Source organism: Parapedobacter deserti (assembly GCF_042646065.1).
Taxonomy (GTDB): domain Bacteria; phylum Bacteroidota; class Bacteroidia; order Sphingobacteriales; family Sphingobacteriaceae; genus Parapedobacter; species Parapedobacter deserti.
This window is the reverse complement of sequence record NZ_JBHRTA010000004.1, coordinates 122,741-144,762: the sequence shown is the minus strand read 5'-3', so window position 1 is coordinate 144,762 and position 22,022 is coordinate 122,741. Positions and strand designations below refer to the sequence as shown.

The window sequence follows — 22,022 nt, the reverse complement described above, 5'->3', positions numbered from 1 at the left end:
ATGATGGACCACCATGTGTATAGCGCTCTGGAAGCTGCCATAAAGACGTACGGAGAAAAATCAGGAAATTCTGTAGATAGCTTGTTGGCTCGGGTGCTGCGGGTGCTCGAGTCAGACGATGCGTTTCTGGAAAAGGTTTCGCAGTTGGATGAAGCAGTTGACGATTACCCGGCGTTTGAGGAATTAAGGGAGGTAATTTTCGATTTATTGTTGATAAATTTTTTCGCTGCCGACGTAAAAAAACTGGAAAGCGATTATTTGGAATCGGCTGAATGGGAGGATATTGAGGAGCAGACGATCGACAGAGGTACTGAAATATTGAATTTGTTGCTTTACCTGCGCGAGTGCGTTGACGAAGAAATTGAACCGCAGCTCGAAGATTACCTTAAGGAGTTCCTGCTCGTGGATGAGGACGAATTTCAGGACGAATATCGGATTTACGAGCCGATAATCGCCAATCAGCTATTGGTTGATAGCTCATATCGTGAAATTGCTGAAGTTTCAACTAAAATTCCCGAAAGCCAAGAGCTCAGCGAATTGTTTTACCCTATAATGGGTTTCTTTTACGAACAACGCCCCACTGCAGAAGACCTGAATGAATATGTCCGATATAGCAAAAAGAAGGCGCTCGACTTGTCCGTATATAATCTACTCGTAGCCTATAATCACTCATTGTAAATCACATAGCCATGACAACAAATCTAAACACCGAATTAAAGGCAAATGCAAAAAAAGTAGCGATCAATAATGCACTTATATGGGCCGTAATTAATATTATTATATTTCTGTTGGTGTACTATGCAGCACCCACCTTGCTTGGCAATTTTGCTTGGGGTTTTATCCAGATGGCCATCGGGATCGGATTGGCAATATACTTCACGCTTGATTTACGGAAAAAAATCGGTGGATATTGGTCCTTCCGGGAAGCACTGGGTAATATCTTTTTGATGTTCTTTGTGCAGGTGGTGACCGTAACAATTTTTACCACGGTATTTGCAAAGTGGATCGAGCCAACCTACGCGGATACGATGCGGGAAGTCACGCTTAATGCTACAACCAAGATGGCTGAAACCTTCAGCTCCGACCAGGAGGTCATTGATAAAATGATTGAAGAAGCAGAAAAAAGCGTTGAAAAGCAAGTCAATCCAGGTTTTATGGACATGATTCAAGGATTAGCCATTGCGACCATTTTCTACTTCGTCGGCGCGCTCATATTTGCTGCTATTTTCAAGCGGAATCCGCCATTGTTTACGCCTGTTGAAGAAGAATAGTGGGTTAAAGTCGTGCGATTTAGCTATGTTTGCAACATCGCATAGCTACACGTATTATGGATATTTCTGTTGTCGTCCCCTTATATAACGAGGTCGAATCGCTTCCGGAGCTAACCGCTTGGATTAAACGAGTAATGGAGGATCATGGATTCAGTTACGAGGTTATCTTAGTGGATGATGGCAGTACGGACGGATCGTGGATGGTCATCGAAAACTTGAAAGCTGTAGACCCTAGAATTACGGCGGTGAAGTTCAGGCGCAACTATGGTAAATCCGCGGCCCTAAATGTGGGTTTTGCGGCAGCGCAGGGCGATGTAGTCATCACCCTTGATGCGGACCTGCAGGATAGCCCTGATGAGATCCCTGAACTGTATCGAAGAATTACCGAGGAGAATGTTGACCTGATATCTGGATGGAAAAAACAACGGTATGATCCGCCAACTAAAACTATACCGACGAAGCTGTTCAATGCCGTAACCCGAAACATGTCAGGTATACACAATCTGCATGATTTCAACTGCGGGCTAAAAGCTTACAAAAAGGAAGTGGTGAAAAATATCGAGGTATATGGAGAGATGCACCGGTACATTCCCGTCATTGCCAAATGGGCCGGCTTTACGCGCGTCGAGGAGCAGGTGGTGCAGCACTACCCGCGCAAGTACGGCAGGACGAAGTTTGGCCCAGCGAGGTTTATCAAGGGCTTTTTGGACTTGCTGTCTATTTTTTTCGTCGGCAAGTTCGGTAAGCGACCGATGCATTTTTTCGGTGCAATGGGCGTGATTAGTTTTTTAACCGGGTTTTTCATTGCTGTCTGGTTGATTGCAGAAAAACTCATCAGTATCGCCAATCAAAGCCCCTACCGCAATGTGACCGAGCAGCCGCTGTTCTTTTTTGCCTTGGTGGCCATCCTTATCGGTACCCAATTGTTTTTGACCGGCTTCATCGCTGAACTGGTGTCTCGTAATAGCGTTGATCGCAACAACTACCAAATCGAAAAGGTGATATGAGCAGTTTGTGCGTCTCGTTGCATTTTTAGCACTATTTTATCATATGCTGCATAGGGCTGGGGTTCATCCAAAACTTCGCGACCGGCCAGTCCTAAGGCCCGAGTGCACGGACACGCCCTAGCAAACTATTTGTGGAGAAAACGCGTTTGCGATTTCATCGGATGTGTTGTATTTTGGCAAGCTAAAAATTAGTTTACCATTGTTGCCCAATACACAACACAGTCTTGACAAGCTGGAGTCCCTTTTGAAAGATATCGGATATCGAGTGAGGTATGAAAAAGGAAACTTCAAAACCGGCGCGTGCGTACTCCAAAACAGTAAGGTAGTGGTTGTAAATAGGTTTTCTAATCTGGAAATGAGAATTAATGCGTTAATAAGCATATTGCGGGACTTGCCAACCGATAGCGGCACACTCAATGAGAAGCAAAAGCAGTTTTTACGAAGTATTAAACAAACCAAGTTAACGATTTGACCGTTAAATTTTTAGGAACGGGTACATCTCAGGGCGTTCCCGTAATTGCATGCGATTGTCCGGTTTGCACATCTTCGGACAAGAAAGATAAGCGCTTAAGGTCTTCGGTTTTGGTGGAGATAGGTGATAGGCATATCGTCATTGACACGGGTCCGGACTTCCGGTATCAGATGCTCCGCGAGCAAGTTACCCAGTTGGACGCTGTGCTGTTTACGCACTCGCACAAGGATCACATAGCCGGGTTGGACGATGTGCGGGCATTCAACCGGCAGCAAGGGGCTATAGCGGTTTACGGCACAGCAGAGGTTCACCACGCTCTGAAACGTGAATTTTACTATGCATTTACGTTAAAGAAATATCCAGGTGTACCGCAGTTGAAGCTTTTTGAAATTTCAACACTCCCTTTTGATCTTTTCGGGGTGAAGGTAGTGCCCATTGAAGTCATGCACTATATGATGCCTGTTCTGGGGTTTCGGATAGGAGGGTTTACGTATATCACCGATGCGAAGACGGTTACTGACGCCGAGATCAGGAAGATCAAAGGCACTAAAGTTTTAATTGTGAATGCCCTGCAACGAGACCCACATATTTCGCATTTTACGCTGGACGAGGCGGTAGCTTTTGCGCAACGTGTCGGTGCTGAGCAGACGTATTTCACGCACATCAGTCATAAATTGGGGTTGCACAAGGAAGTGCAAAAGGAGTTGCCGGCTGGAATATCCCTTGCGTACGACGGGCTCGTACTGAATCGTTTTTAAATCGGCCGGCATCAAACATTTTTCACATCCTGCTGTTGGTATAATATTGTTAATCATTAACCTCTTACAGTTATGGGAAATTTGCTTTATGTTATCGCCGTGATTCTGGTTATCGCTTGGGCGATTAGCTATTTCGGTGGTTATTACACCGGTGGGATTATTCACATTTTATTGGTTATCGCTATCATAGCGATTCTGCTGCGCGTCATACGGAGCGCTGCCTAACGCCTTGCGCTAAGGAGTATCTCCGCTAAATGGAGGTCTTCAGGAAAGGTAATTTTGATATTACGGGTATCGCCATCCACCAGTGTGATGGGATACCCTTTTTTTTCTACGACGCAGGCGTCATCGGTCGATTGTTCGGCGTTGCCCTGCTCGTAGGCAGTCGCTAAGATAAGGCCGTTGAAGGTTTGTGGCGTCTGCATTAAATACACGTTCTCTCGTCTGTAAGCGTTGTTTTTTAAACCGCTAAGACTTTTCAGGCGAACTGAGTTAACACTGGGAATAGCCAGCGCCGCTGATCCGGAAATCGATGCTTGTTCGTACGTTTTATCGATGAAGGCTGGTGTGATCAAAGGCCGGGCACCGTCGTGGACCGCAACGATACTGCACGATAAATCTAAGCAACGCGACTTGATTGCCGCCAGTCCGCTTTTAACACTATCGAACCGGCTTACGCCTCCGCCAACCACTGAGTGCGGAACCAGGAAGCGGTGTTTTGTACAAAGCTGGTCCCACTCGGGTAACATGGCAGGCGGGAGCACGACGATGATTTCAGGCGAACTTTGGCTGCTATGGAATGCCTGGATGGCGTGCATCACGATCGGCAAGCCATCCAGCAACAGAAACTGCTTTGGTGTCGCCGTTCCCATCCGGCTTCCTGTTCCCCCGGCGACAATGATCGCGTAATTCATGGCTTAGCCTAGCGCGTTTATATTATGAGCATGGCGTCGCCGTAGCTATAAAAACGGTATTTTTCCTTTACCGCAATTTCATACGCGTTCATGACGTGCTCATACCCGCCAAAGGCAGCAATCATTACCAAAAGGGTTGATTCAGGAGTATGAAAATTGGTGATCATACTGTTGGCGATGCTAAAATCATAAGGAGGATAAATAAACTTGCTGGTCCAATCATTTGCCGGCTTTAGGTGTTTGTCGGCAGATACTGAAGACTCAATAGCTCGCATGGAGGTGGTGCCAACAGCGCAAACCCTCTTTTTGTCATCGATGGCCTTATTCACAATTTTGGCAGCTTCTTCTGGAATGACGAACTGTTCGGAATCCATCTTATGCTTGGTAAGGTCTTCCACTTCCACCTGCCTGAACGTGCCCAGTCCGACATGCAGCGTAACCTCTGCAAACTCTACTCCTTTAAGTTCAAGGCGCTTCATCAGTTCCCGGCTGAAGTGTAATCCAGCTGTTGGGGCAGCCACAGCACCTTCGTGCTTAGCAAATATTGTCTGGTAGCGGTATTTATCTTCTGTGGTTGCTCTGCGCTTGATGTACTTCGGAAGGGGCGTTTCGCCGAGCAGCTCAATATTACGCCGGAATTCTTCATCCGTTCCATCAAATAAAAAGCGGATGGTGCGGCCGCGGGATGTAGTATTGTCCACAACTTCCGCCACCAGCAGATCATCATCGCCGAAATAGAGTTTATTCCCTACCCGGATCTTCCTAGCGGGGTCCACCAAGACATCCCACAACCGAAGTTCTTTGTTCAGCTCACGCAAAAGAAATACTTCGATGGTTGCTCCGGTCTTTTCCTTATTACCATACATACGGGCAGGAAACACCTTCGTATTGTTGAGTATCATTACATCTTTGTCATCGAAGTAATCCAGGATATCTTTAAAAATCTTGTGTTCGATTTTGCCGGTTTTGCGATCGAGGACCATTAATCGGGATTCGTCGCGGTTTTCGGTTGGCTCGTAAGCAATAAGGGACTCAGGTAAATTGAACTTAAATTGTGATAGCTTCATGTTGATGCAAAATTTTTTAGATAGCGGCACAAATTATATGCCCAACGTATAAATTAGCGTGCAAAGTTATGGAAATTTTTAATATCGCGCGCCGTCCAACGGCAGATTGTCATGAAAAAAATGTTAACTTAGCCTGTAACTTATCGCACGTTTTACGATCTTAATCGCATATGATGTTATTTCTGAGACTAATCGGTGAGAGCTTTGGTTTTGCTTTTTCGGCACTTCGGGAAAACCGCACGAGAACGCTGTTATCTTTATTGGGAGTTACCATTGGCATCTTGATCATCATCGGCGTGTTCTCGGCGGTGGATACATTGCGCGCAAATCTGGAAAACAGCGTTGAAAAGCTGGGAAGTAAGACGGTTTATGTACAAAAATGGCCATGGGACGGGGGGCCTGATTTTCCGTGGTGGAAATACGTAAACCGCCCTGAACCCGATATTCGCGATTACCAAGCGCTACGGGGAAGGCTGACCACGGCCGAGGACATTACATTCAATATAGACATCGGAAACAGGACAGCACAATACGGCAACAATAACGTTTCAGGTGTTACCGTCTCGGCGGCCTCTCATGAGTTATATAACATCCGTAAACTTGAGATTGTGAACGGGCGGTACTTTACCGAGTCAGAGTCCAATAGAGGCAGTAATGTGGCTGTCATCGGGGCAACCATTGCCGAGGGGTTGTTCCCTAACACCGATCCCATAGGCAAGGCGCTGAAAGTGCTCGGACGAAAAATCACCGTTATCGGTGTCTTCAAGAAAGAAGGAGAGGGGATGATTTTTGATGTGTCAATGGACAATGTTATTTTGGTGCCCCTGAATTTCGGGAAAAATGTTATTAATGTCCGCAGGGCAGATTCCTATATCATGGTCGGCGCCCGGCCCAATGTTGCCTTAGAAGAACTAGAAAGCGAACTCCGTGGCGTGATGCGATCGATCCGACGGCTTAGTCCGCTGGAGGAGGATGATTTTTCGCTAAACAAAACCACCATCATTACCGCTCAGCTGGATGCCATGTTTAAAGTGATCAATTTGGCAGGCGGTTTTATTGGTATCTTCTCCATTTTAGTAGGCGGTTTCGGAATCGCCAATATTATGTTCGTCTCCGTGAAAGAACGTACACATATTATCGGTATTCAAAAATCCCTGGGCGCTAAAAATTACTTCATCCTTTCCCAGTTTCTGATCGAAGCGATAGCGCTGTGTATTATTGGCGGCTTGATGGGCCTATCAGTTGTGTATTTGCTTGCCTATTTGGTTAAACTTGCATTCGGTTTAGCCATCATTGTTGATGTCGGGATGGTTGTACTTACCATTGTATTGTCTACCTTAATCGGTCTTATTGCTGGTATTGTGCCTGCGGCAATGGCCGCACGTCTTGATCCAGTTGAAGCGATCCGAAGTAAGTAGCCGGTAATCCAGACCACTCGCGAAACAGCAACTCAACGAAGTTTTCCTAGCGCTTCTTTCATCCGGCGTAACGCTTCCCTGAGGTTTTCATCGGACGCCGCGTAGGACAAACGGATATAGTTGTTGTTTCCGAACGAATCGCCTCCTACCGTGGCTACATGGGCCTCATTTAATAGATACAATGCAAGATTTGCGGAATCGCGGATGACATTACCGTTTAGGTCTTTTTTGCCAAAAAACGAGCTGATATCTGGGAAGAAATAAAAAGCCCCTTGTGGAAGATTCGTCTTGACACCCGGTATGTCTTTCAATAGGTTATATACCAATTCCCTGCGCCGCGCAAAAGCTTCTTTCATATCCACGACCGTTTCAAGCCCCGCTTCCAATGCTACGATACCCGCGCGCTGTGCAATGGAGCAGGTGCCCGACGTGGTCTGCCCTTGCAATTTATCGTTGGCACTGGCAATCTCCTGGTTTGCGGCTAAGTAACCGAGTCGCCACCCGGTCATCGCAAATGCCTTTGAGAAGCCGTTGATCAGAATTACGCGGTCTTTGATGCCCTCAAATTGGGCAATAGACTCATGTTTGCCAATGAAGTTGATGTGTTCGTAAATCTCATCGGATATGATGTAGATATCCGGATGCCGTTCGAACACGCGAACCAAACCCTCCAATTCGGCTTTTGTATAAACACTACCGGTGGGATTGCAGGGCGAAGAAAACATAAAGACCTTGCTCTTCGGTGTTATAGCTGCTTCCAGCTCTTCCGGTGTGATTTTAAAGTCGCTTTCAATCGTTGTATTGATAAATACAGATTTGCCTTCAGCTAACGTAACCATCTCCGAATAAGATACCCAATACGGAGTTGGGATAATGACCTCATCACCGGGGTTAATCAGCGTAAGAATGGCATTGGAAAGCGATTGCTTTGCGCCGGTTGATACCACTATTTGTGAAATATCATAATCCAGCCCGTTCTCTTTTTTTAATTTATTTACGATGGCTTTTCGCAATTCGGGGTACCCGGGTACTGGAGAATACCTGGTGTAATTTTCGTCCAATGCCTCCTTTGCGGCTTGCTTTACGTGCTCCGGCGTGTTGAAATCCGGTTCGCCTACACTTAGACTGATGACATTGACGCCTTTTGATGCCAGTTCGCGACCCAATTTGGTCATTTTCAGGGTAGCTGACTCAGACAGGTTATTGATCCTATCGGAAAGAATGGATGGTGTATTCATGGTGCGCAAACTTAGGGAAAATTGAGCATTTAATAAAACAAGTTTTTCGCCAATCGGTGGTAATGCGGTAGCAGACTTACCGATCTGCGTAAGCAGGGAGTCATTTCTGGATGCCATATTTTATTGCAAAGGGAGAGGATTAATGCAAAATATTAGCCGTATCTTTGTAAGCAGATAACGACGCTATCGAGGACAAATAATAATGATCCATTTCTTCGTGAACCCCAAGAACACCGTTTATGGTGTTCAGATTGAAAAAGAACTTCCTGCAGAAGATATCGCCAAACTCAGTTGGTTATTTGGCAATGCAGCAAAAATTGATGCGCTTGTATTAAATGACTATTATGTCGGTCCGCGCGCGGCGATGATTACACCTTGGAGTACCAATGCCGTGGAAATTACTCAAAATATGGGTATTGGAGGCATTACCCGCATCGAACAATTCGACAGGGTGGATGCTGGATTTACGGATTTTGATCCGATGATATCCCAAAAGTACAGTGCATTGACACAACAGATGTACACCATCAACGTCACGCCTGAACCAATTCTGGAGATCGATGATATTGATGCTTACAATAAACAGGAAGGTTTGGCATTAAGCGCGGAGGAGGTTGCCTACCTGAATACCATCGCCGAGAAAATAGGTCGTAATTTGACGGATTCGGAGGTGTTTGCATTTTCCCAGGCAAACTCAGAGCATTGCCGCCACAAAATATTCAATGGTACGTTCGTCATCGATGGTAAGGAACAACCAGCTTCATTGTTTAAACTGATCCGGAAGACATCGGAGACCCATCCCAACGAGATCGTTTCCGCCTATAAGGACAATGTAGCATTCATCAAGGGGCCGGTGGTAACCCAGTTTGCACCGAAGTCTCCCGATAAGCCGAATTTCTATCAAGAAAAACGATTTGAATCAGTAATTTCCTTAAAGGCGGAAACACACAACTTCCCTACGACGGTAGAACCGTTTTCCGGTGCAGCTACCGGTTCAGGCGGGGAAATACGTGATCGCCTCGCTGGTGGCCAAGGTGCGCTGCCTTTAGCCGGAACGGCAGTTTATATGACGGCCTATTCCCGGTTACTGGACGATCGTCCGTGGGAAAAGGCAATGCACGAACGCCAATGGCTGTATCAGACGCCAATAGATATCCTGATCAAGGCGTCTAACGGTGCGTCGGACTTTGGTAATAAATTTGGGCAGCCCCTGATTTCAGGTTCGGTATTGACCTTTGAACACGAAGAGAATAGTCGCAAATTGGGGTACGATAAAGTAATCATGTTGGCTGGCGGTGTAGGTTATGGGAAAGCAGAACAAGCAAAAAAACATACGCCCAAAGCCGGTGACAAGATTGTCGTCCTCGGTGGCGAAAATTACCGCATCGGCATGGGCGGAGCTGCCGTGTCGTCCGCAGATACAGGCGCTTTCGGTTCAGGCATTGAGTTAAACGCAATCCAGCGTTCCAACCCGGAAATGCAAAAGCGGGCAGCAAACGCTATACGTGCATTCGTAGAATCGGATCACAACCCCATTGTTTCCATCCATGATCATGGCGCGGGCGGACACCTCAATTGCCTGTCTGAGCTGGTAGAGGAAACAGGAGGTGAAATTGATTTAGATAAATTACCGTTAGGTGACCCTACGTTATCGGCCAAAGAAATCATCGGAAATGAATCTCAGGAGCGCATGGGGCTGGTCATCGGTGGAAAGGACATTGATGCGCTGCAGAAGGTGGCCGACCGCGAACGGGCACCGATGTATACCGTTGGAACTGTAACAGGAGATCATCGGTTTGTTTTCCAGTCCGGATCAACGGGAGAAAAACCTCTTGACTATGCGTTGGCAGATTTTTTCGGTTCCTCTCCCAAGACTGTCATGGTTGATAAAACGGTGGCCCGCCGATACGACGATATCTTTTATGATAAAAAAGATATCCCCGCTTACCTCAATCAATTATTGCAGTTGGAAGCTGTAGCTTGCAAAGACTGGTTAACCAACAAAGTGGATCGTTGTGTAGGTGGCCGTGTGGCTAAGCAACAATGTGTTGGCCCGTTGCAACTGCCATTAAACAATGTCGGTGTAATGGCGCTTGATTACCGATCAACAGAAGGTATTGCGACGGCCATAGGCCATTCGCCGTTGACGGCGTTGGTCGATCCCGTCGCCGGTTCCCGCAATGCTATCGGTGAAGCACTGTCCAATATGGTGTTTGCTCCCATCAAAAACGGGCTGTCGGGGATCTCCCTTTCGGCTAATTGGATGTGGGCGTGCAACAATGAAGGCGAAGACGCTCGATTGTACCAAGCGGTAAAAGGCTGTTCGGATTTTGCGATCGAGCTAGGTATCAACATCCCAACCGGTAAGGATTCGCTGTCTATGAAACAACGGTACGCGGATAGCGAGGTAATAGCTCCCGGCACGGTCATCATCTCAGCTGCGGCCAATTGCACAGACATCAACAATGTAATCGAACCCGTACTGAACAAACAAGCAGGTTCGGTTTACTACATTAACCTGTCGCGGGACAGGCTCAAGTTAGGTGGCTCGTCATTCGCGCAGATCCGCAATAAAATAGGCGTAGAGGTTCCGACAGTGGCGGATGCAGCTTATTTCAAAACGGCATTCAATGCCATCCAAAAGCTGGTAAGCTTGGGCCATGTGGCAGCCGGACACGACGTCGGATCGGGTGGTTTGATCACCACGTTGCTGGAAATGTGTTTTGCGGATGTGGATCTTGCGGCGGACTTTGATTTAAGCGGCCTTAATGAAGCGGATACGGTGAAAGCGTTGTTCAATGAGAATATCGCGGTGGTCTTGCAAGCAACGGATGACGGTGTATTTGAGGCTACATTGGAAGCTGCTGGTGTGGAAGCCGTAAAAATCGGCACGCCAATCGAAGCTTCGGAAATATCGATCAGAAATAATGGCGATTGCTTTACATTTAATGTAGTTGAGATACGTGACACCTGGTACAAAACGTCTTATTTGCTTGACCAGAAGCAATCAAAAAATGGTACTGCTGATAGACGCTTCGTCAATTACAAAGCGCAGCCGCTGCAATACAAATTCCCGGCCCACTTTACGGGAAAGAAGCCATTGATCGATGACTCGGAAAGCGGAATGTGGCGCCCGAAAGCAGCAATCATACGCGAAAAGGGATCAAACTCAGAGCGAGAGATGGCCAACGCGATGTACTTGGCTGGTTTTGACGTGAAGGACGTTCATATGACCGACCTTATTTCTGGCCGTGAGACTTTGGAAGACATCCAATTTATCGGTGCCGTCGGTGGTTTCTCCAACTCCGACGTGTTGGGATCTGCCAAAGGTTGGGCTGGCGCCTTTCTGTATAACGAGAGCGCTAAGGCCGCGTTGGATAATTTCTTTGCCCGCCCCGATACGCTGTCGGTGGGTATTTGCAACGGATGCCAGTTGTTCATGGAGTTGGAGTTAATCAATTCGGACCACGAAGTACATGGCAAACTGTTGCACAACGAATCTCAGAAGCACGAATCGAACTTTGTTTCGGTAGTTGTTCAGGAAAATCACTCGGTTATGTTGTCATCGTTGGCGGGAAGCAGGTTAGGGGTCTGGATTTCCCATGGCGAAGGCAAGTTTGATCTGCCTTATGAAGAAGGGCGGTATCATATTACAGCAAAATACGCTTATGAGGAATACCCACACCATCCAAATGGCTCAAAGTTCGCTGTAGCGATGCTATGTGATCGGACGGGTCGCCACTTGGTAACCATGCCCCACATCGAGCGTTCCATCTTCCAATGGAATTGGGCCCACTACCCCCATGGGCGACGGGATGAAGTATCGCCATGGCTTGAAGCGTTTGTCAATGCAAAAAACTGGTGTGTGAAGCACAGGCCCTGAAAGACTGTATCTGGCGCGTAAGGCTCAGGCGTTGAGCACAGGTTTACTACTTTTGTTGAAAGGTCTGGGGATTTGAACAAGCAGAAAAACATCATCCGACTTGCGCTCGGCACCGGAATTGTGCTGATGCTGGTTAAATTTGCGGCATATCTGCTGACAAACTCGAATGCGATATTGACTGATGCAATGGAAAGCATCGTCAACGTGGTTGCCTCCGGCTTTGCCTTTTATAGTATTCATTTATCGGCACGACCAAAAGACCAAAATCATCCCTATGGTCACGGAAAAGTAGAGTTCTTCTCCGTCTTCTTGGAGGGTGGGTTGATTTTTATTGCCGGCTTGCTTATCCTGAGCAAAGCCTGTTACAATATCTTTTTCCCCGAGGCATTGGGTAACCTAACGGAGGGTATGGGACTGCTTGCATTTACCGGCGTGGTAAATTTTGTATTAGGTTCCTACATGGTGCGTCAAAGCCGGACACTCAATTCGCTCACGTTACTCGCCGATGGTAAACACCTCCAAACCGACGCATACAGCACGGTAGGACTGGTGGTCGGGCTATTTGTCATTTATTTAACTAACCTTTCATGGATAGATGTCCTGTTATCCATCGGCCTGGGTTTGTATATATTATGGAGCGGATATAAACTGCTTCGCAAGTCCATCGCTGGTCTGATGGATGAATCGGATATGCAGCTTGTGGCTCGCGTTGCAGCGATCTTACAGAAGTACCGCAGAGACGATTGGATCGATGTGCATAACCTGCGGGTACAACGCTATGGACACGAATTGCACATCGATTGCCACGTTACACTACCAAATTATTACGACCTAAACAGCGTGCACGACCAAGTGTCGGCTATCGATCGATTGATAAATAGACATTTGCATGCCAATACTGAATTGTTTATTCATGCAGATCCGTGCATAGCGGCATGCTGCCAGTATTGCAGAGTTAAAGATTGCCCCATCCGTAGTGAAATCCAGTACAAAGACGTTGTTTGGGATAAAAAATTAATCAGCAAAAACGAGAAGCATTTTTGACTTGGCCTTCGGCATTCTGCAACGTTGCTTTGTTCGTTGATGCTGATAATTTCACTATGGAAAATTAAAGCCGCCGCGAAATAACGATTTATCCAATTAATGCAACACAAAATGTAGCATAAAGCGTTAATGAACCGTATACAATGTCAAAACATTTCTTCATCTTTACCCGATGTTTAAGGAAATACGGAACCGTTTTTTACGCTACATCGTACTAACCATTTACCTGATTATTTTGGTAGTTTGCATGGTGGAAGTGAATTTCCTTTGGCTATTTGGATATTCTCCGACGGTCAGGGATATTAGTAAGCCGCTTCAAAACGTTGCCTCCGAAGTATACACTGCAGATAGCGTTCTTATCGGCCGTTACTTCAAAGAAGACCGCTCACCGGTGCCTTATGATAGTATTTCCTCCAACGTGGTGAACGCGTTGATCGCGACCGAAGATATTCGTTTTTTTCGCCACCACGGCGTAGATTTTTGGGCGATATTTTCGAGCATTTTATCTACAGCGCAGGGAGAAAAAAGGGGCGGGAGCACGATTACACAACAATTAGCGAAGAATCTATACAGAACGAGGTATAACCAGTCCGCCGGGCTTTTGAACAATGTGCCCGGTGTCCGTATCCTTGTCATTAAATTTAAAGAATGGGTGACGGCATACAAACTGGAGGGCCAATACAGCAAAAGTGATATTATCACAATGTATCTGAATACGGTATCGTTTAGCAATAACGCTTACGGCATCAAGACCGTGTCCAGACGATACTTCAGTAAAGAGCCAAAAGATCTTAACGTGGCCGAGTCCGCAATGCTCATCGGCATGCTCAAGGGTACCACCCTTTATAACCCGATACGCAACCCTGAACGTTCTCTCGAGCGGAGAAACGTCGTTTTGAGTCAAATGCACAAAGCAGGGTTCCTTTCTGACGAGGACCACAAGGCCGCAATGGCAGCGGAGCTGGGATTGCATTTAGGAGAAGTTGAGGACGTCGGATACGGCGACTCTTATTTGCGCACTGCCGTGGAGCGATGGTTGTCGTCGTGGTGCGAAAAAAACGGATATGACATTTATGTCGACGGTCTAAAGATTTACACTACTATCGATTCCCGTGTACAGCGCCACGCCGAAGAGGCGGTTTCGGAACAGATGAAGCCTTTGCAGCAACGACTGGAAAATGCGTGGCGCGGTGAAATCCCCTGGCGTGATTCGGAGGGTAACGTGATAGAGGGATTTTTGGAAAATCTGGCAACGAGAACAACTTACTATCAACAGTTGGAGAAAAAATACAATGGTAATAAAGACAGTGTTTTCTACTACCTCAACCTGCCAAAAGAAATGGAAGTATTTACTTGGGATGGTCTTGAGCAGGTCAATTACTCCACTATGGACTCCCTTGCTCACTATGCAATGATGCTTAATACCGGCCTTATGGCTATGGATCCTTATAACGGTGAGATTAAAGCATGGGTAGGAGGGATCAACCACCGCTATTTTAAATACGACCATGTGTTTCAGGCCAAGCGGCAGGCAGGGTCTACCTTTAAACCTTTCGCTTATCTTGCGGCCTTGGAAGCGGGTATGTCGCCCTGTGACAAGTATGTAGATAAGTTTGTCCGTATCGTCTATTCGGAAAACGGTGAGGAAAAAAAATGGGAACCAAAGAATGCCGACTGGGTTTTCAGTGGCAGGGAAATGTCGTTGCGCTGGGCGTTGGGCAGGTCCGTCAACTCCATCACGGCCCAGATAACAGAGGAAGTGGGATGGGACAAGGTCGTGGAGGTGGCGCACCGCTGCGGAATAACAAGTCCACTGACGTCCGTGCCTTCGGTGAGTTTGGGATCGAACGATGTCAGTGTATTCGAAATGGTCAACGCGTATGCTACTTTTATGAACAGGGGAAAGCGTGTTCAGCCGATATTAGTTTCCAGGATCGTGGACTATGATGGCAATACGGTAGCCACGTTTAAAACCGTATCTACGCAGGCAATCAGCGAAGAGGTGGCATGGCTGATGGGGTATATGCTCAGAGGCAGCATGGAAGAGCCTGAAGGTACGTCGCAAGGACTCTGGGAGTGGGATTTGTGGCGAAATAAAAACCAGATTGGCGGAAAAACCGGCACCTCTTCTGACTATGTGGACGGTTGGTACATGGGCATGACCAAGGACCTCGTAACCGGTGTTTGGGTTGGGTGCGATGAGCGGAGCATCCATTTCAGAAATTCGCAAACAGGCGAAGGGTCACGCACGGCTTTACCGGTGTTTGGAAAGTTTATGGAGAAGGTTTATCACGATGATTCCCTTCCCTATGGCTACGGTCCGTTTCCCGAACCGCAAGTAACCATAAACAGGAAGTATGATTGCCCAAGCCCGCGTCTGGGCCGTCGAGATAGCACATTGCAGGATACAATCGTCCCGCTGCGTCTACCCGACTCCCCAACGCTGGATATTCAGGTAGACATCGAGGAGTTGCGGCGGCAGCTGGATAACAATGTGCCCGTAACGGAGGGCAGCACCCCAAGAGAAGAAAGGGATATGCCCGCTGAACAGCAGCCAAACAATAAAATAAGGATCAAGTATCCGGTAAATCAATAATATGTTGCAGATAATTAAACTTTTTCATCGATATTCGTTCAAATTAAACATTTGTACCATACATTCGTTTCCCATGACTCACCTTAATCAAACCGCGAAGCTTGCATTGCTAAATGTCTTTATGGTGTTGATGTTTAGCTCGATTGTCATCGAAGTTCAGGGCCAGTATTTCGGTCAGAATAAAATGCGATACAGGTCGCTTAATTTCAACGTGTACGAAACCCCGCATTTCAACCTGCACTACTATTTGCAGAACGATACGATGGTCAGGTGGATCGCAAAGGAAAGCGAAATTTGGTATGAACTTCACCAACAGGTATTCCGTGACACGTTTGTGCGCAAGAACCCGATCGTTCTATACAGCAACCATCCGGAATTCCAGCAGACGACCACCGTGCAAGGGGAAATTGGAGTAGGCACCGGTGGTGTCACTGAAGCATTCAAGACGCGCGTTGTCATGCCTGTCATGCAAATAAACCACCAAACCAGACACGTTCTGGGACACGAATTAGTACATGCCTTTCAATACCGGGTGTTGATGGAAGGAGGTGATTCGACGCGGCTGGAAAACATCGGCAATATTCCCTTGTGGATGGTAGAGGGAATGGCGGAATATTTTTCCATCGGAAAAAAGGATGCTTTTACCGCTATGTGGATGCGTGATGCGTACCTGAATAACGATATCCCTTCGCTGCGGGCAATGACTGAAAATATGAACCGCTATTTTCCCTACCGCTTTGGGCAGGCATTCTGGTCATATATCGGATCTACTTATGGCGATACGGTAATTATGCCGCTGTTTAAGGCGACCGCGATGTATGGCTATGAAATGGGGATTCGGCGAGTCTTTGGGTACGATGCGCAGACGCTTTCCAACCTGTGGCGGAACAGTTTGGAAAATGCTTACCGCAATCTTCCGATTGACACCTCGAAGGCCCCGGTTGGGCGTTCCATCATCAACAGCAAAAACTCCGGTCGCTTGAATGTTTCCCCGGCCATTTCACCCGACGGCAAATTTGTGGCCTTCCTGTCGGAGAGGGATTTATTCAGTATCGACCTGTTTTTGGCAGACGCCCAGACCGGCGAGGTCATCAGGAAACTATCGAGCAGACTCACAAACACCGACATCGATGAATTTAGCTTCCTGGAATCGGCCGGCGCTTTCTCGCCGGATAGCCGCCGATTTGCCTTTAGTGTATTCAGCAGGGGTAGGAGTAAGTTGATGGTTGTTGATGTTTCCAATGGCAAAACCCTGCACTTGGAGGCGATGGGAGACATCACCGAGTTTGCCAATATCGCTTGGGCTCCCGACGGAGAAACGGTCGTGTTTTCGGGATTGAAAAACGGGCATAGTGATATCTACCTGTATAATCTCAGCACAAAGCGGCTGACTCAGCTTACAAACGACTGGTATTCAGACTTCCAGCCAAGTTTTTCGCATGATGGCAGATATATCGTATTTAGCACCGACCGTGTTTCGTTGCAATCGGACACAAGAAGTGTGGATATTCCGATGAATATTGCGCTGATCGATGTGGAGACAAATGAAATCACGAACTTGGATGTCTTTCAGGGTGCGAACAACCTGAATCCGCAGTTTTCCCCGGATGACAGTCAGATTTATTTTCTGTCAAACAGCGATGGCTTCCGCAACATGTACCGGGTTACGTTGGCCGACAATAAGGTAGAACGGATGACGCAGTATTTTACAGGCATCAGCGGTATAACCGAGTATTCGCCGGCCCTAAGTTTGTCGGCCAACGGCGACGTTGTTTATTCCTATTACCGGAGAAATGAATACAGTGTGTACAACGCAAATGTATCCGAGTTTGAGCCGGAAGAAGTCGATCCTTATGTAGTGGATTTCACGGCGGCCATGCTACCCCCTCCCGACAATTTTGGAGTGGATGTGGTGAATTCAAATCTCGACAACTTTAACCTATTCCAGCGTATCGAGGACGATCAGATTGCCTCAATTCCATACAAACCCAATTTTAAGTTAGATTATCTAGCAAACAGCGGAATGGGCTTGGCAGTAGGAAGCCGATATGGTGCGGGCATCGCAAGCGGAATTCAAGGGATGTTTTCGGATATTTTGGGGCATAATCAGATTTTTTCCGCGCTATCCATTAATGGCGAAATATACGATTTCGGTGGACAGGTAGCTTACATTAATCAAAAGACCCGTATCAATTGGGGTGGAGCTGTTTCGCATATTCCGTTTATGTCCGGTTTTTCAATGTATGCCGAGCGGGATATCGGCAATGGGCCGGAACCGATACTGGATACCTACATTGTCCGCACTTTTCAGCAGCAAGCAGAAGCGTTCGGTGCCTATCCGTTTTCTCGGCATCATCGGTTCGAGATGGGTGGAGCGATTGCCCGTTACAGCTATCGTGTGGACCGTTGGTGGCAGAGTTATTTCTATGGATACGGCGGTCGGGACCGGATACCGAACGACGAGATTGACCAGACCCCCTTGGGCTATTACTACGGCAGTCTGAATGCATTTAGTGTGCAACAGGCTAATGCGGCGTTTGTAGGCGACAACGCGGTATTTGGGATAGCCGCTCCGCTACAGGGATTTCGCTACCGGATCGGAGCAGAACAGTATTTTGGAGACCTCACGTTTACGGCATATAATATTGATTATCGAAAGTATAACCGCTATAGTCCTGTCACGCTAGCCCTTCGGGCTTATTCCTATATGCGGGTCGGCGGAGAGGGTGACAACAGGGTGCTTTTCCCTTTGTTTTTGGGGTATCCCCATCTGATAAGAGGATATGAAAGTGCGTCGTTCAGGGGCAGCGGCGATGAACGGTTCAACTTCAATAGCTTGATGGGAAGCCGTATTGCTGTTGTCAATTTTGAGGTTCGGCTGCCGTTTACAGGCCCCGAGCGATTAGCTGCAATTCGATCCGGAATGTTGTTTTCTGATCTAAATTTTTTCTTCGACGCGGGTTTAGCCTGGAACGGCGATTCTCACGTTGCATTCAGAAGCACACCAAGATTGGTGGAGACGGTGCCTAGTCTTGATCCCAGCCAGCCGGATGTAAACGTCTATGAGCGTGTCCCGGCGCTAAGTGCTGGTGTGTCCCTGCGAGTTAACCTTTTCGGCGCTATGATTCTTGAGCCGTATTATGCATTCCCGTTTCAGCGCACTGATGTTCGCTTCGGTACATTCGGCCTGAATTTCGCACCCGGCTGGTAGTCGGTGATGTGCTTTTTTGTTCGGTTAGTAGCGCCCCGTTCGGTAGGGCGTTAATGTCGACTAACGTGCGGTGTATAGCTTACCGGATGCAGAAAGTCGGCGGATCTAAACTGAGATGGCCGGACGTCCAACCAATTGGGGTTGCTCTTGCGTATCAGGCGTTCCTTTTGCATGCGTGTGTAAGTACTCATTTCCCTGAACCTGCGCAACGCAAATTCTTCCGAAGAGAATGACTCGTGGTATACCAAGCGGAAGATTCGTAGATCCCCTTCAGGCAACAGCCCTGTCATTTTTTGAAAGGTGCCTGCCACCTTTTGAAGATTGTCTGTCATACCAACATGGAGGTTGCTGCGATTGGAATCGGTAAGGATATAAACGTACGTAAGCATGATGTTGAAAATTATTTAGCGTATATGTTGCCGCTTTCGCAATTAGTTACTAACTTTATTCGCACAATAATACTAACTAATTTAGGTTATTCAAATTTATTTATTGTTTTTATGTCGAATATTGCTAATAATCTTAAATATCTTCGTAAGAAGAAAGGCCTTACCCAGCAGCAATTTGCAGATGAAATGGGCATCAAGCGTGCTTCCGTGGGAGCTTACGAGGAAAGTCGCGCTGAACCGAAATACGAACTGCTTACGAGGATTGCTGATTTTTATGGATTGACGATGGATGAGCTCGCCAATGATACCATCAATGATAAATGGAAACCAACCCCACGCGGAAATGCCGCCAATGTAAGGGTGTTGAGTATTACAGTGGATGGCGAAAATAAGGAAAACATCGAGCTGGTACCGGTAAAGGCCAGTGCTGGGTACCTTAACGGATATGCAGATCCCGAGTACATCGCGGAGTTGCCGAAGTTTAGCTTGCCCATGTTTAGACAGGGCACTTACAGAGCCTTCGAAATTAAAGGTGACTCCATGTTGCCGCTACAACCTGGAAGCGTCGTCATTGCCGAGTACGTGGAGAACTGGAATGATATAAAACCCGGCCATACTTACGTCGTAATTTCTCGCAACGATGGAGTGGTTTACAAGCGGATTGCTTTTAAATATAAAGCAGACAAAGGGCTTAAACTTTTGTCGGACAACAAAACCTATGATCCGTATTGGGTTCCAGCTTCCGATATATTAGAGGTATGGCAGGCTAAAGCCTATATCAGTACCCAGTTACCTCAGCCGAGCCCTGAACCCACGATGGAAACGCTTACGGCTATGGTGGCACAGATGCAGAAGACCATTAGCACCGTTGTGGACAAGCGCCAGGTCGATTAATTCAGCTATTTTTTGAATATCAAAGATTTTATTTATCTTTGCATTATCTTGTAAAAGAGGGGACCGTGTTAGTCCCCTTTTTTCATGGTAAAAATTTGTTTAAGTAGTGGTTTTTTCAATAGAAGATAAGGTTAAGGCACTTATTGCGCAAAAACTTGCGGATAGACAAGATTTGTTCCTGGTGAGCGTGAAAATGCATTCAAACGGCAGATTAGAGGTGCTGATTGATGGCGACAATGGTGTGAGTATTCAGGACTGTGCGGAGATCAGTCGCCATGTCGGCTTTCATCTCGAAGAGGAAGACGTTATCGCACATGCCTATCGATTGGAAGTGTCGTCACCGGGGATTGATACGCCGCTTACTTCAGTGAGGCAATATCAAAAAAACCTTGGAAGAAACATTCAGGTAAGACTTCATGACGGTTTGAGTAAAGAAGGTAAGCTGATTGAGGTAACGGATGAAACCATAGTGATAATTGAGAAAATAAAAGAAAAGGGGAAGAAAGCCGCCGAACACCAAAGCCAGATTCCCTTTGAACATATTAAAGCAACAAAGGTGGTAATTTCATTTAAGTAAAATGAGCAGTAATATCAATTTGATTGACTCTTTTCAAGAATTTAAAGAGTTCAAGAACATCGACCGCCCTACGGTCATCAGTGTATTGGAGGAAGTGTTTCGAAGCATGATTCGTAGGAGATATGGTACCGATGAAAATTGTGACGTCATTGTCAATCCGGACAATGGTGACTTGGAAATCTGGCGCACACGTGTGGTTGTTGAAGATGGGTTTTCTGAAGATGACGATTTGGAAATTGAATTGGCTGAAGCACGGAAATACGATCCTGATCTTGAGGTCGGGGATGATTACATCGAGGAAATCACTTTGGAGAGTTTCGGCCGCAGAGCCATTTTGGCTGCAAGGCAGACGCTGGTTTCTAAGATTTTGGAGCTTGAGAAGGACGAAGTATTTAAAAAGTATAAAGATCGGGAGGGCGAACTGATTACGGGAGAGGTGTATCAGATCTGGAAAAAAGAAACATTGGTGCTCGATGATGATGGTAATGAATTGATCCTGCCGAAGACCGAACAAATTCCAGCAGATTATTTTAAAAAGGGCGATACCATACGGGCTGTAGTGCACAAAGTCGAAATGGTTAACGCAAATCCCCGTATTATTATATCACGAACGGCTCCCGAATTTTTACAGCGCCTGTTCGAACTGGAAGTGCCTGAAATTTTTGACGGGTTGATCACTATTCGGAGAATCGTTCGCGAGCCAGGAGAGCGGGCTAAGGTTGCGGTTGAGTCGTATGATGACCGTATTGACCCGGTTGGAGCGTGTGTGGGGATGAAGGGATCCCGTATACACGGGATTGTGCGCGAATTGCGAAACGAGAACATCGACGTAATTAATTTCACGAATAATACACAGCTCTACATTCAACGGGCATTAAGCCCAGCTCGTATTGGGTCCATTAAATTGGATGATGAGGATAAAACGGCGGCAGTATACCTCAAATCAGACCAAGTGTCATTGGCCATCGGACGCGGAGGACACAATATCAAGCTTGCAGGCAAGCTTACCGGATATGAAATCGATGTTTATAGGGAAGCTGAAGAAGTGGAAGAGGACGTAGATATTGAGGAATTCGCAGATGAAATCGATGGATGGATCATTGATGAACTAAAACGCGTAGGTTTGGATACGGCAAAATCGGTATTAGCGCTTTCGGTCGAAGATTTGGTGCGACGGACCGACTTAGAGGAAAACACCATCCACGAGATCGTACAAGTATTGCAAGCTGAGTTTGAATAGTGTGATTGGCAGGGAGCTATTGCGTTGATGCTTTTTTAATTCT

General features: G+C 46.8%; 17 protein-coding genes. 13 read left to right on the top strand and 4 right to left on the bottom strand.

The window, feature by feature from the left end:
* The 5 genes from ACFOET_RS01290 to ACFOET_RS01270 all read left to right on the top strand — a co-directional run bounded on the left by ACFOET_RS01290 (position 1) and on the right by ACFOET_RS01270 (position 3,733).
* On the top strand, positions 1–678 hold the full coding sequence (locus ACFOET_RS01290; RefSeq protein WP_379018756.1) for a hypothetical protein: 678 nt from the start codon (positions 1–3) through the stop codon (positions 676–678).
* Positions 679–689: 11 nt separating this feature from the next.
* A complete protein-coding gene (locus ACFOET_RS01285) occupies positions 690–1,271 on the top strand; it encodes a DUF4199 domain-containing protein (protein WP_379018754.1) in 582 nt (193 codons plus the stop codon).
* Between the two features lie 56 nt (positions 1,272–1,327).
* A complete protein-coding gene (locus ACFOET_RS01280) occupies positions 1,328–2,278 on the top strand; it encodes a glycosyltransferase family 2 protein (RefSeq protein ID WP_379018752.1) in 951 nt (316 codons plus the stop codon).
* 468 nt (positions 2,279–2,746) lie between these two features.
* Positions 2,747–3,508 carry an MBL fold metallo-hydrolase gene (locus ACFOET_RS01275; RefSeq protein ID WP_379018750.1) on the top strand — a complete coding sequence of 254 codons (762 nt, stop codon included), beginning with the start codon at positions 2,747–2,749 and terminating at the stop codon, positions 3,506–3,508.
* A gap of 72 nt (positions 3,509–3,580) precedes the next feature.
* Positions 3,581–3,733, top strand: a complete 153-nt coding sequence (locus ACFOET_RS01270) for a lmo0937 family membrane protein (protein WP_188753692.1) — start codon at positions 3,581–3,583, stop codon at positions 3,731–3,733.
* Here ACFOET_RS01270 and ACFOET_RS01265 read toward each other — a convergent pair.
* Complete coding sequence (locus ACFOET_RS01265; protein ID WP_379018748.1) at positions 3,730–4,422, bottom strand: 2-C-methyl-D-erythritol 4-phosphate cytidylyltransferase; 693 nt, start codon at positions 4,420–4,422, stop codon at positions 3,730–3,732. The two genes, ACFOET_RS01270 and ACFOET_RS01265, sit on opposite strands and share 4 nt — an antisense overlap.
* A gap of 17 nt (positions 4,423–4,439) precedes the next feature.
* Positions 4,440–5,489 (bottom strand): tRNA preQ1(34) S-adenosylmethionine ribosyltransferase-isomerase QueA, encoded by a 1,050-nt coding sequence (gene queA / locus ACFOET_RS01260; protein ID WP_379018746.1) that lies wholly within the window; start codon positions 5,487–5,489, stop codon positions 4,440–4,442.
* A 173-nt stretch (positions 5,490–5,662) separates the two neighbouring features.
* Here queA and ACFOET_RS01255 point away from each other — a divergent pair, with 173 nt between their 5' ends.
* Entirely contained in the window at positions 5,663–6,907 is a 1,245-nt protein-coding gene (locus tag ACFOET_RS01255; RefSeq protein WP_379018943.1) for an ABC transporter permease, read from the top strand.
* Positions 6,908–6,939: 32 nt separating this feature from the next.
* Here ACFOET_RS01255 and ACFOET_RS01250 read toward each other — a convergent pair whose 3' ends face one another.
* Positions 6,940–8,082 carry a pyridoxal phosphate-dependent aminotransferase gene (locus tag ACFOET_RS01250; protein WP_379018941.1) on the bottom strand — a complete coding sequence of 381 codons (1,143 nt, stop codon included), beginning with the start codon at positions 8,080–8,082 and terminating at the stop codon, positions 6,940–6,942.
* A gap of 265 nt (positions 8,083–8,347) precedes the next feature.
* On the opposite strand from ACFOET_RS01250, the gene purL reads away from it, so the two are divergent.
* From purL to ACFOET_RS01230, 4 genes are all read left to right on the top strand, one after another.
* Positions 8,348–12,028 (top strand): phosphoribosylformylglycinamidine synthase, encoded by a 3,681-nt coding sequence (gene purL, locus ACFOET_RS01245; RefSeq protein WP_379018744.1) that lies wholly within the window; start codon positions 8,348–8,350, stop codon positions 12,026–12,028.
* Between the two features lie 72 nt (positions 12,029–12,100).
* Positions 12,101–13,072: a cation diffusion facilitator family transporter gene (locus ACFOET_RS01240; RefSeq protein WP_379018742.1), complete on the top strand. Its 972-nt coding sequence runs from the start codon at positions 12,101–12,103 to the stop codon at positions 13,070–13,072.
* Between the two features lie 172 nt (positions 13,073–13,244).
* Positions 13,245–15,668 (top strand): penicillin-binding protein 1A, encoded by a 2,424-nt coding sequence (locus tag ACFOET_RS01235; RefSeq protein WP_379018739.1) that lies wholly within the window; start codon positions 13,245–13,247, stop codon positions 15,666–15,668.
* A gap of 73 nt (positions 15,669–15,741) precedes the next feature.
* A complete protein-coding gene (locus tag ACFOET_RS01230) occupies positions 15,742–18,879 on the top strand; it encodes a peptidase MA family metallohydrolase (protein ID WP_379018737.1) in 3,138 nt (1,045 codons plus the stop codon).
* 50 nt (positions 18,880–18,929) lie between these two features.
* On the opposite strand, the gene ACFOET_RS01225 is transcribed toward ACFOET_RS01230, so the two are convergent.
* The gene (locus ACFOET_RS01225) at positions 18,930–19,268 is read right to left on the bottom strand and encodes a GIY-YIG nuclease family protein (protein ID WP_379018735.1); all 339 of its coding nucleotides are present in this window, start codon (positions 19,266–19,268) and stop codon (positions 18,930–18,932) included.
* 111 nt (positions 19,269–19,379) lie between these two features.
* Between ACFOET_RS01225 and ACFOET_RS01220 the strand changes: the two genes are divergently transcribed.
* From ACFOET_RS01220 to nusA, 3 genes are all read left to right on the top strand, one after another.
* The gene (locus ACFOET_RS01220) at positions 19,380–20,162 is read left to right on the top strand and encodes an XRE family transcriptional regulator (RefSeq protein ID WP_379018733.1); all 783 of its coding nucleotides are present in this window, start codon (positions 19,380–19,382) and stop codon (positions 20,160–20,162) included.
* A 106-nt stretch (positions 20,163–20,268) separates the two neighbouring features.
* The gene (gene rimP / locus ACFOET_RS01215) at positions 20,269–20,739 is read left to right on the top strand and encodes a ribosome assembly cofactor RimP (protein ID WP_379018731.1); all 471 of its coding nucleotides are present in this window, start codon (positions 20,269–20,271) and stop codon (positions 20,737–20,739) included.
* Position 20,740: 1 nt separating this feature from the next.
* Positions 20,741–21,979 (top strand): transcription termination factor NusA, encoded by a 1,239-nt coding sequence (nusA, locus tag ACFOET_RS01210; RefSeq protein ID WP_379018728.1) that lies wholly within the window; start codon positions 20,741–20,743, stop codon positions 21,977–21,979.
* Positions 21,980–22,022: the final 43 nt, after the last annotated feature.

What these genes read in the sequence shown, in the direction of transcription:
- ACFOET_RS01290 (WP_379018756.1), top strand. Translation starts at nt 1, where the DNA reads ATGATGGACCACCATGTGTATAGCGCTCTGGAAGCTGCCATAAAGACG.
- ACFOET_RS01285 (WP_379018754.1), top strand. Translation starts at nt 690, where the DNA reads ATGACAACAAATCTAAACACCGAATTAAAGGCAAATGCAAAAAAAGTA.
- ACFOET_RS01280 (WP_379018752.1), top strand. Translation starts at nt 1,328, where the DNA reads ATGGATATTTCTGTTGTCGTCCCCTTATATAACGAGGTCGAATCGCTT.
- ACFOET_RS01270 (WP_188753692.1), top strand. Translation starts at nt 3,581, where the DNA reads ATGGGAAATTTGCTTTATGTTATCGCCGTGATTCTGGTTATCGCTTGG.
- ACFOET_RS01265 (WP_379018748.1), bottom strand. Translation starts at nt 4,422, where the DNA reads ATGAATTACGCGATCATTGTCGCCGGGGGAACAGGAAGCCGGATGGGA.
- queA (WP_379018746.1), bottom strand. Translation starts at nt 5,489, where the DNA reads ATGAAGCTATCACAATTTAAGTTCAATTTACCTGAGTCCCTTATTGCT.
- ACFOET_RS01255 (WP_379018943.1), top strand. Translation starts at nt 5,663, where the DNA reads ATGTTATTTCTGAGACTAATCGGTGAGAGCTTTGGTTTTGCTTTTTCG.
- ACFOET_RS01250 (WP_379018941.1), bottom strand. Translation starts at nt 8,082, where the DNA reads ATGACCAAATTGGGTCGCGAACTGGCATCAAAAGGCGTCAATGTCATC.
- purL (WP_379018744.1), top strand. Translation starts at nt 8,348, where the DNA reads ATGATCCATTTCTTCGTGAACCCCAAGAACACCGTTTATGGTGTTCAG.
- ACFOET_RS01235 (WP_379018739.1), top strand. Translation starts at nt 13,245, where the DNA reads ATGTTTAAGGAAATACGGAACCGTTTTTTACGCTACATCGTACTAACC.
- ACFOET_RS01230 (WP_379018737.1), top strand. Translation starts at nt 15,742, where the DNA reads ATGACTCACCTTAATCAAACCGCGAAGCTTGCATTGCTAAATGTCTTT.
- ACFOET_RS01225 (WP_379018735.1), bottom strand. Translation starts at nt 19,268, where the DNA reads ATGCTTACGTACGTTTATATCCTTACCGATTCCAATCGCAGCAACCTC.
- ACFOET_RS01220 (WP_379018733.1), top strand. Translation starts at nt 19,380, where the DNA reads ATGTCGAATATTGCTAATAATCTTAAATATCTTCGTAAGAAGAAAGGC.
- nusA (WP_379018728.1), top strand. Translation starts at nt 20,741, where the DNA reads ATGAGCAGTAATATCAATTTGATTGACTCTTTTCAAGAATTTAAAGAG.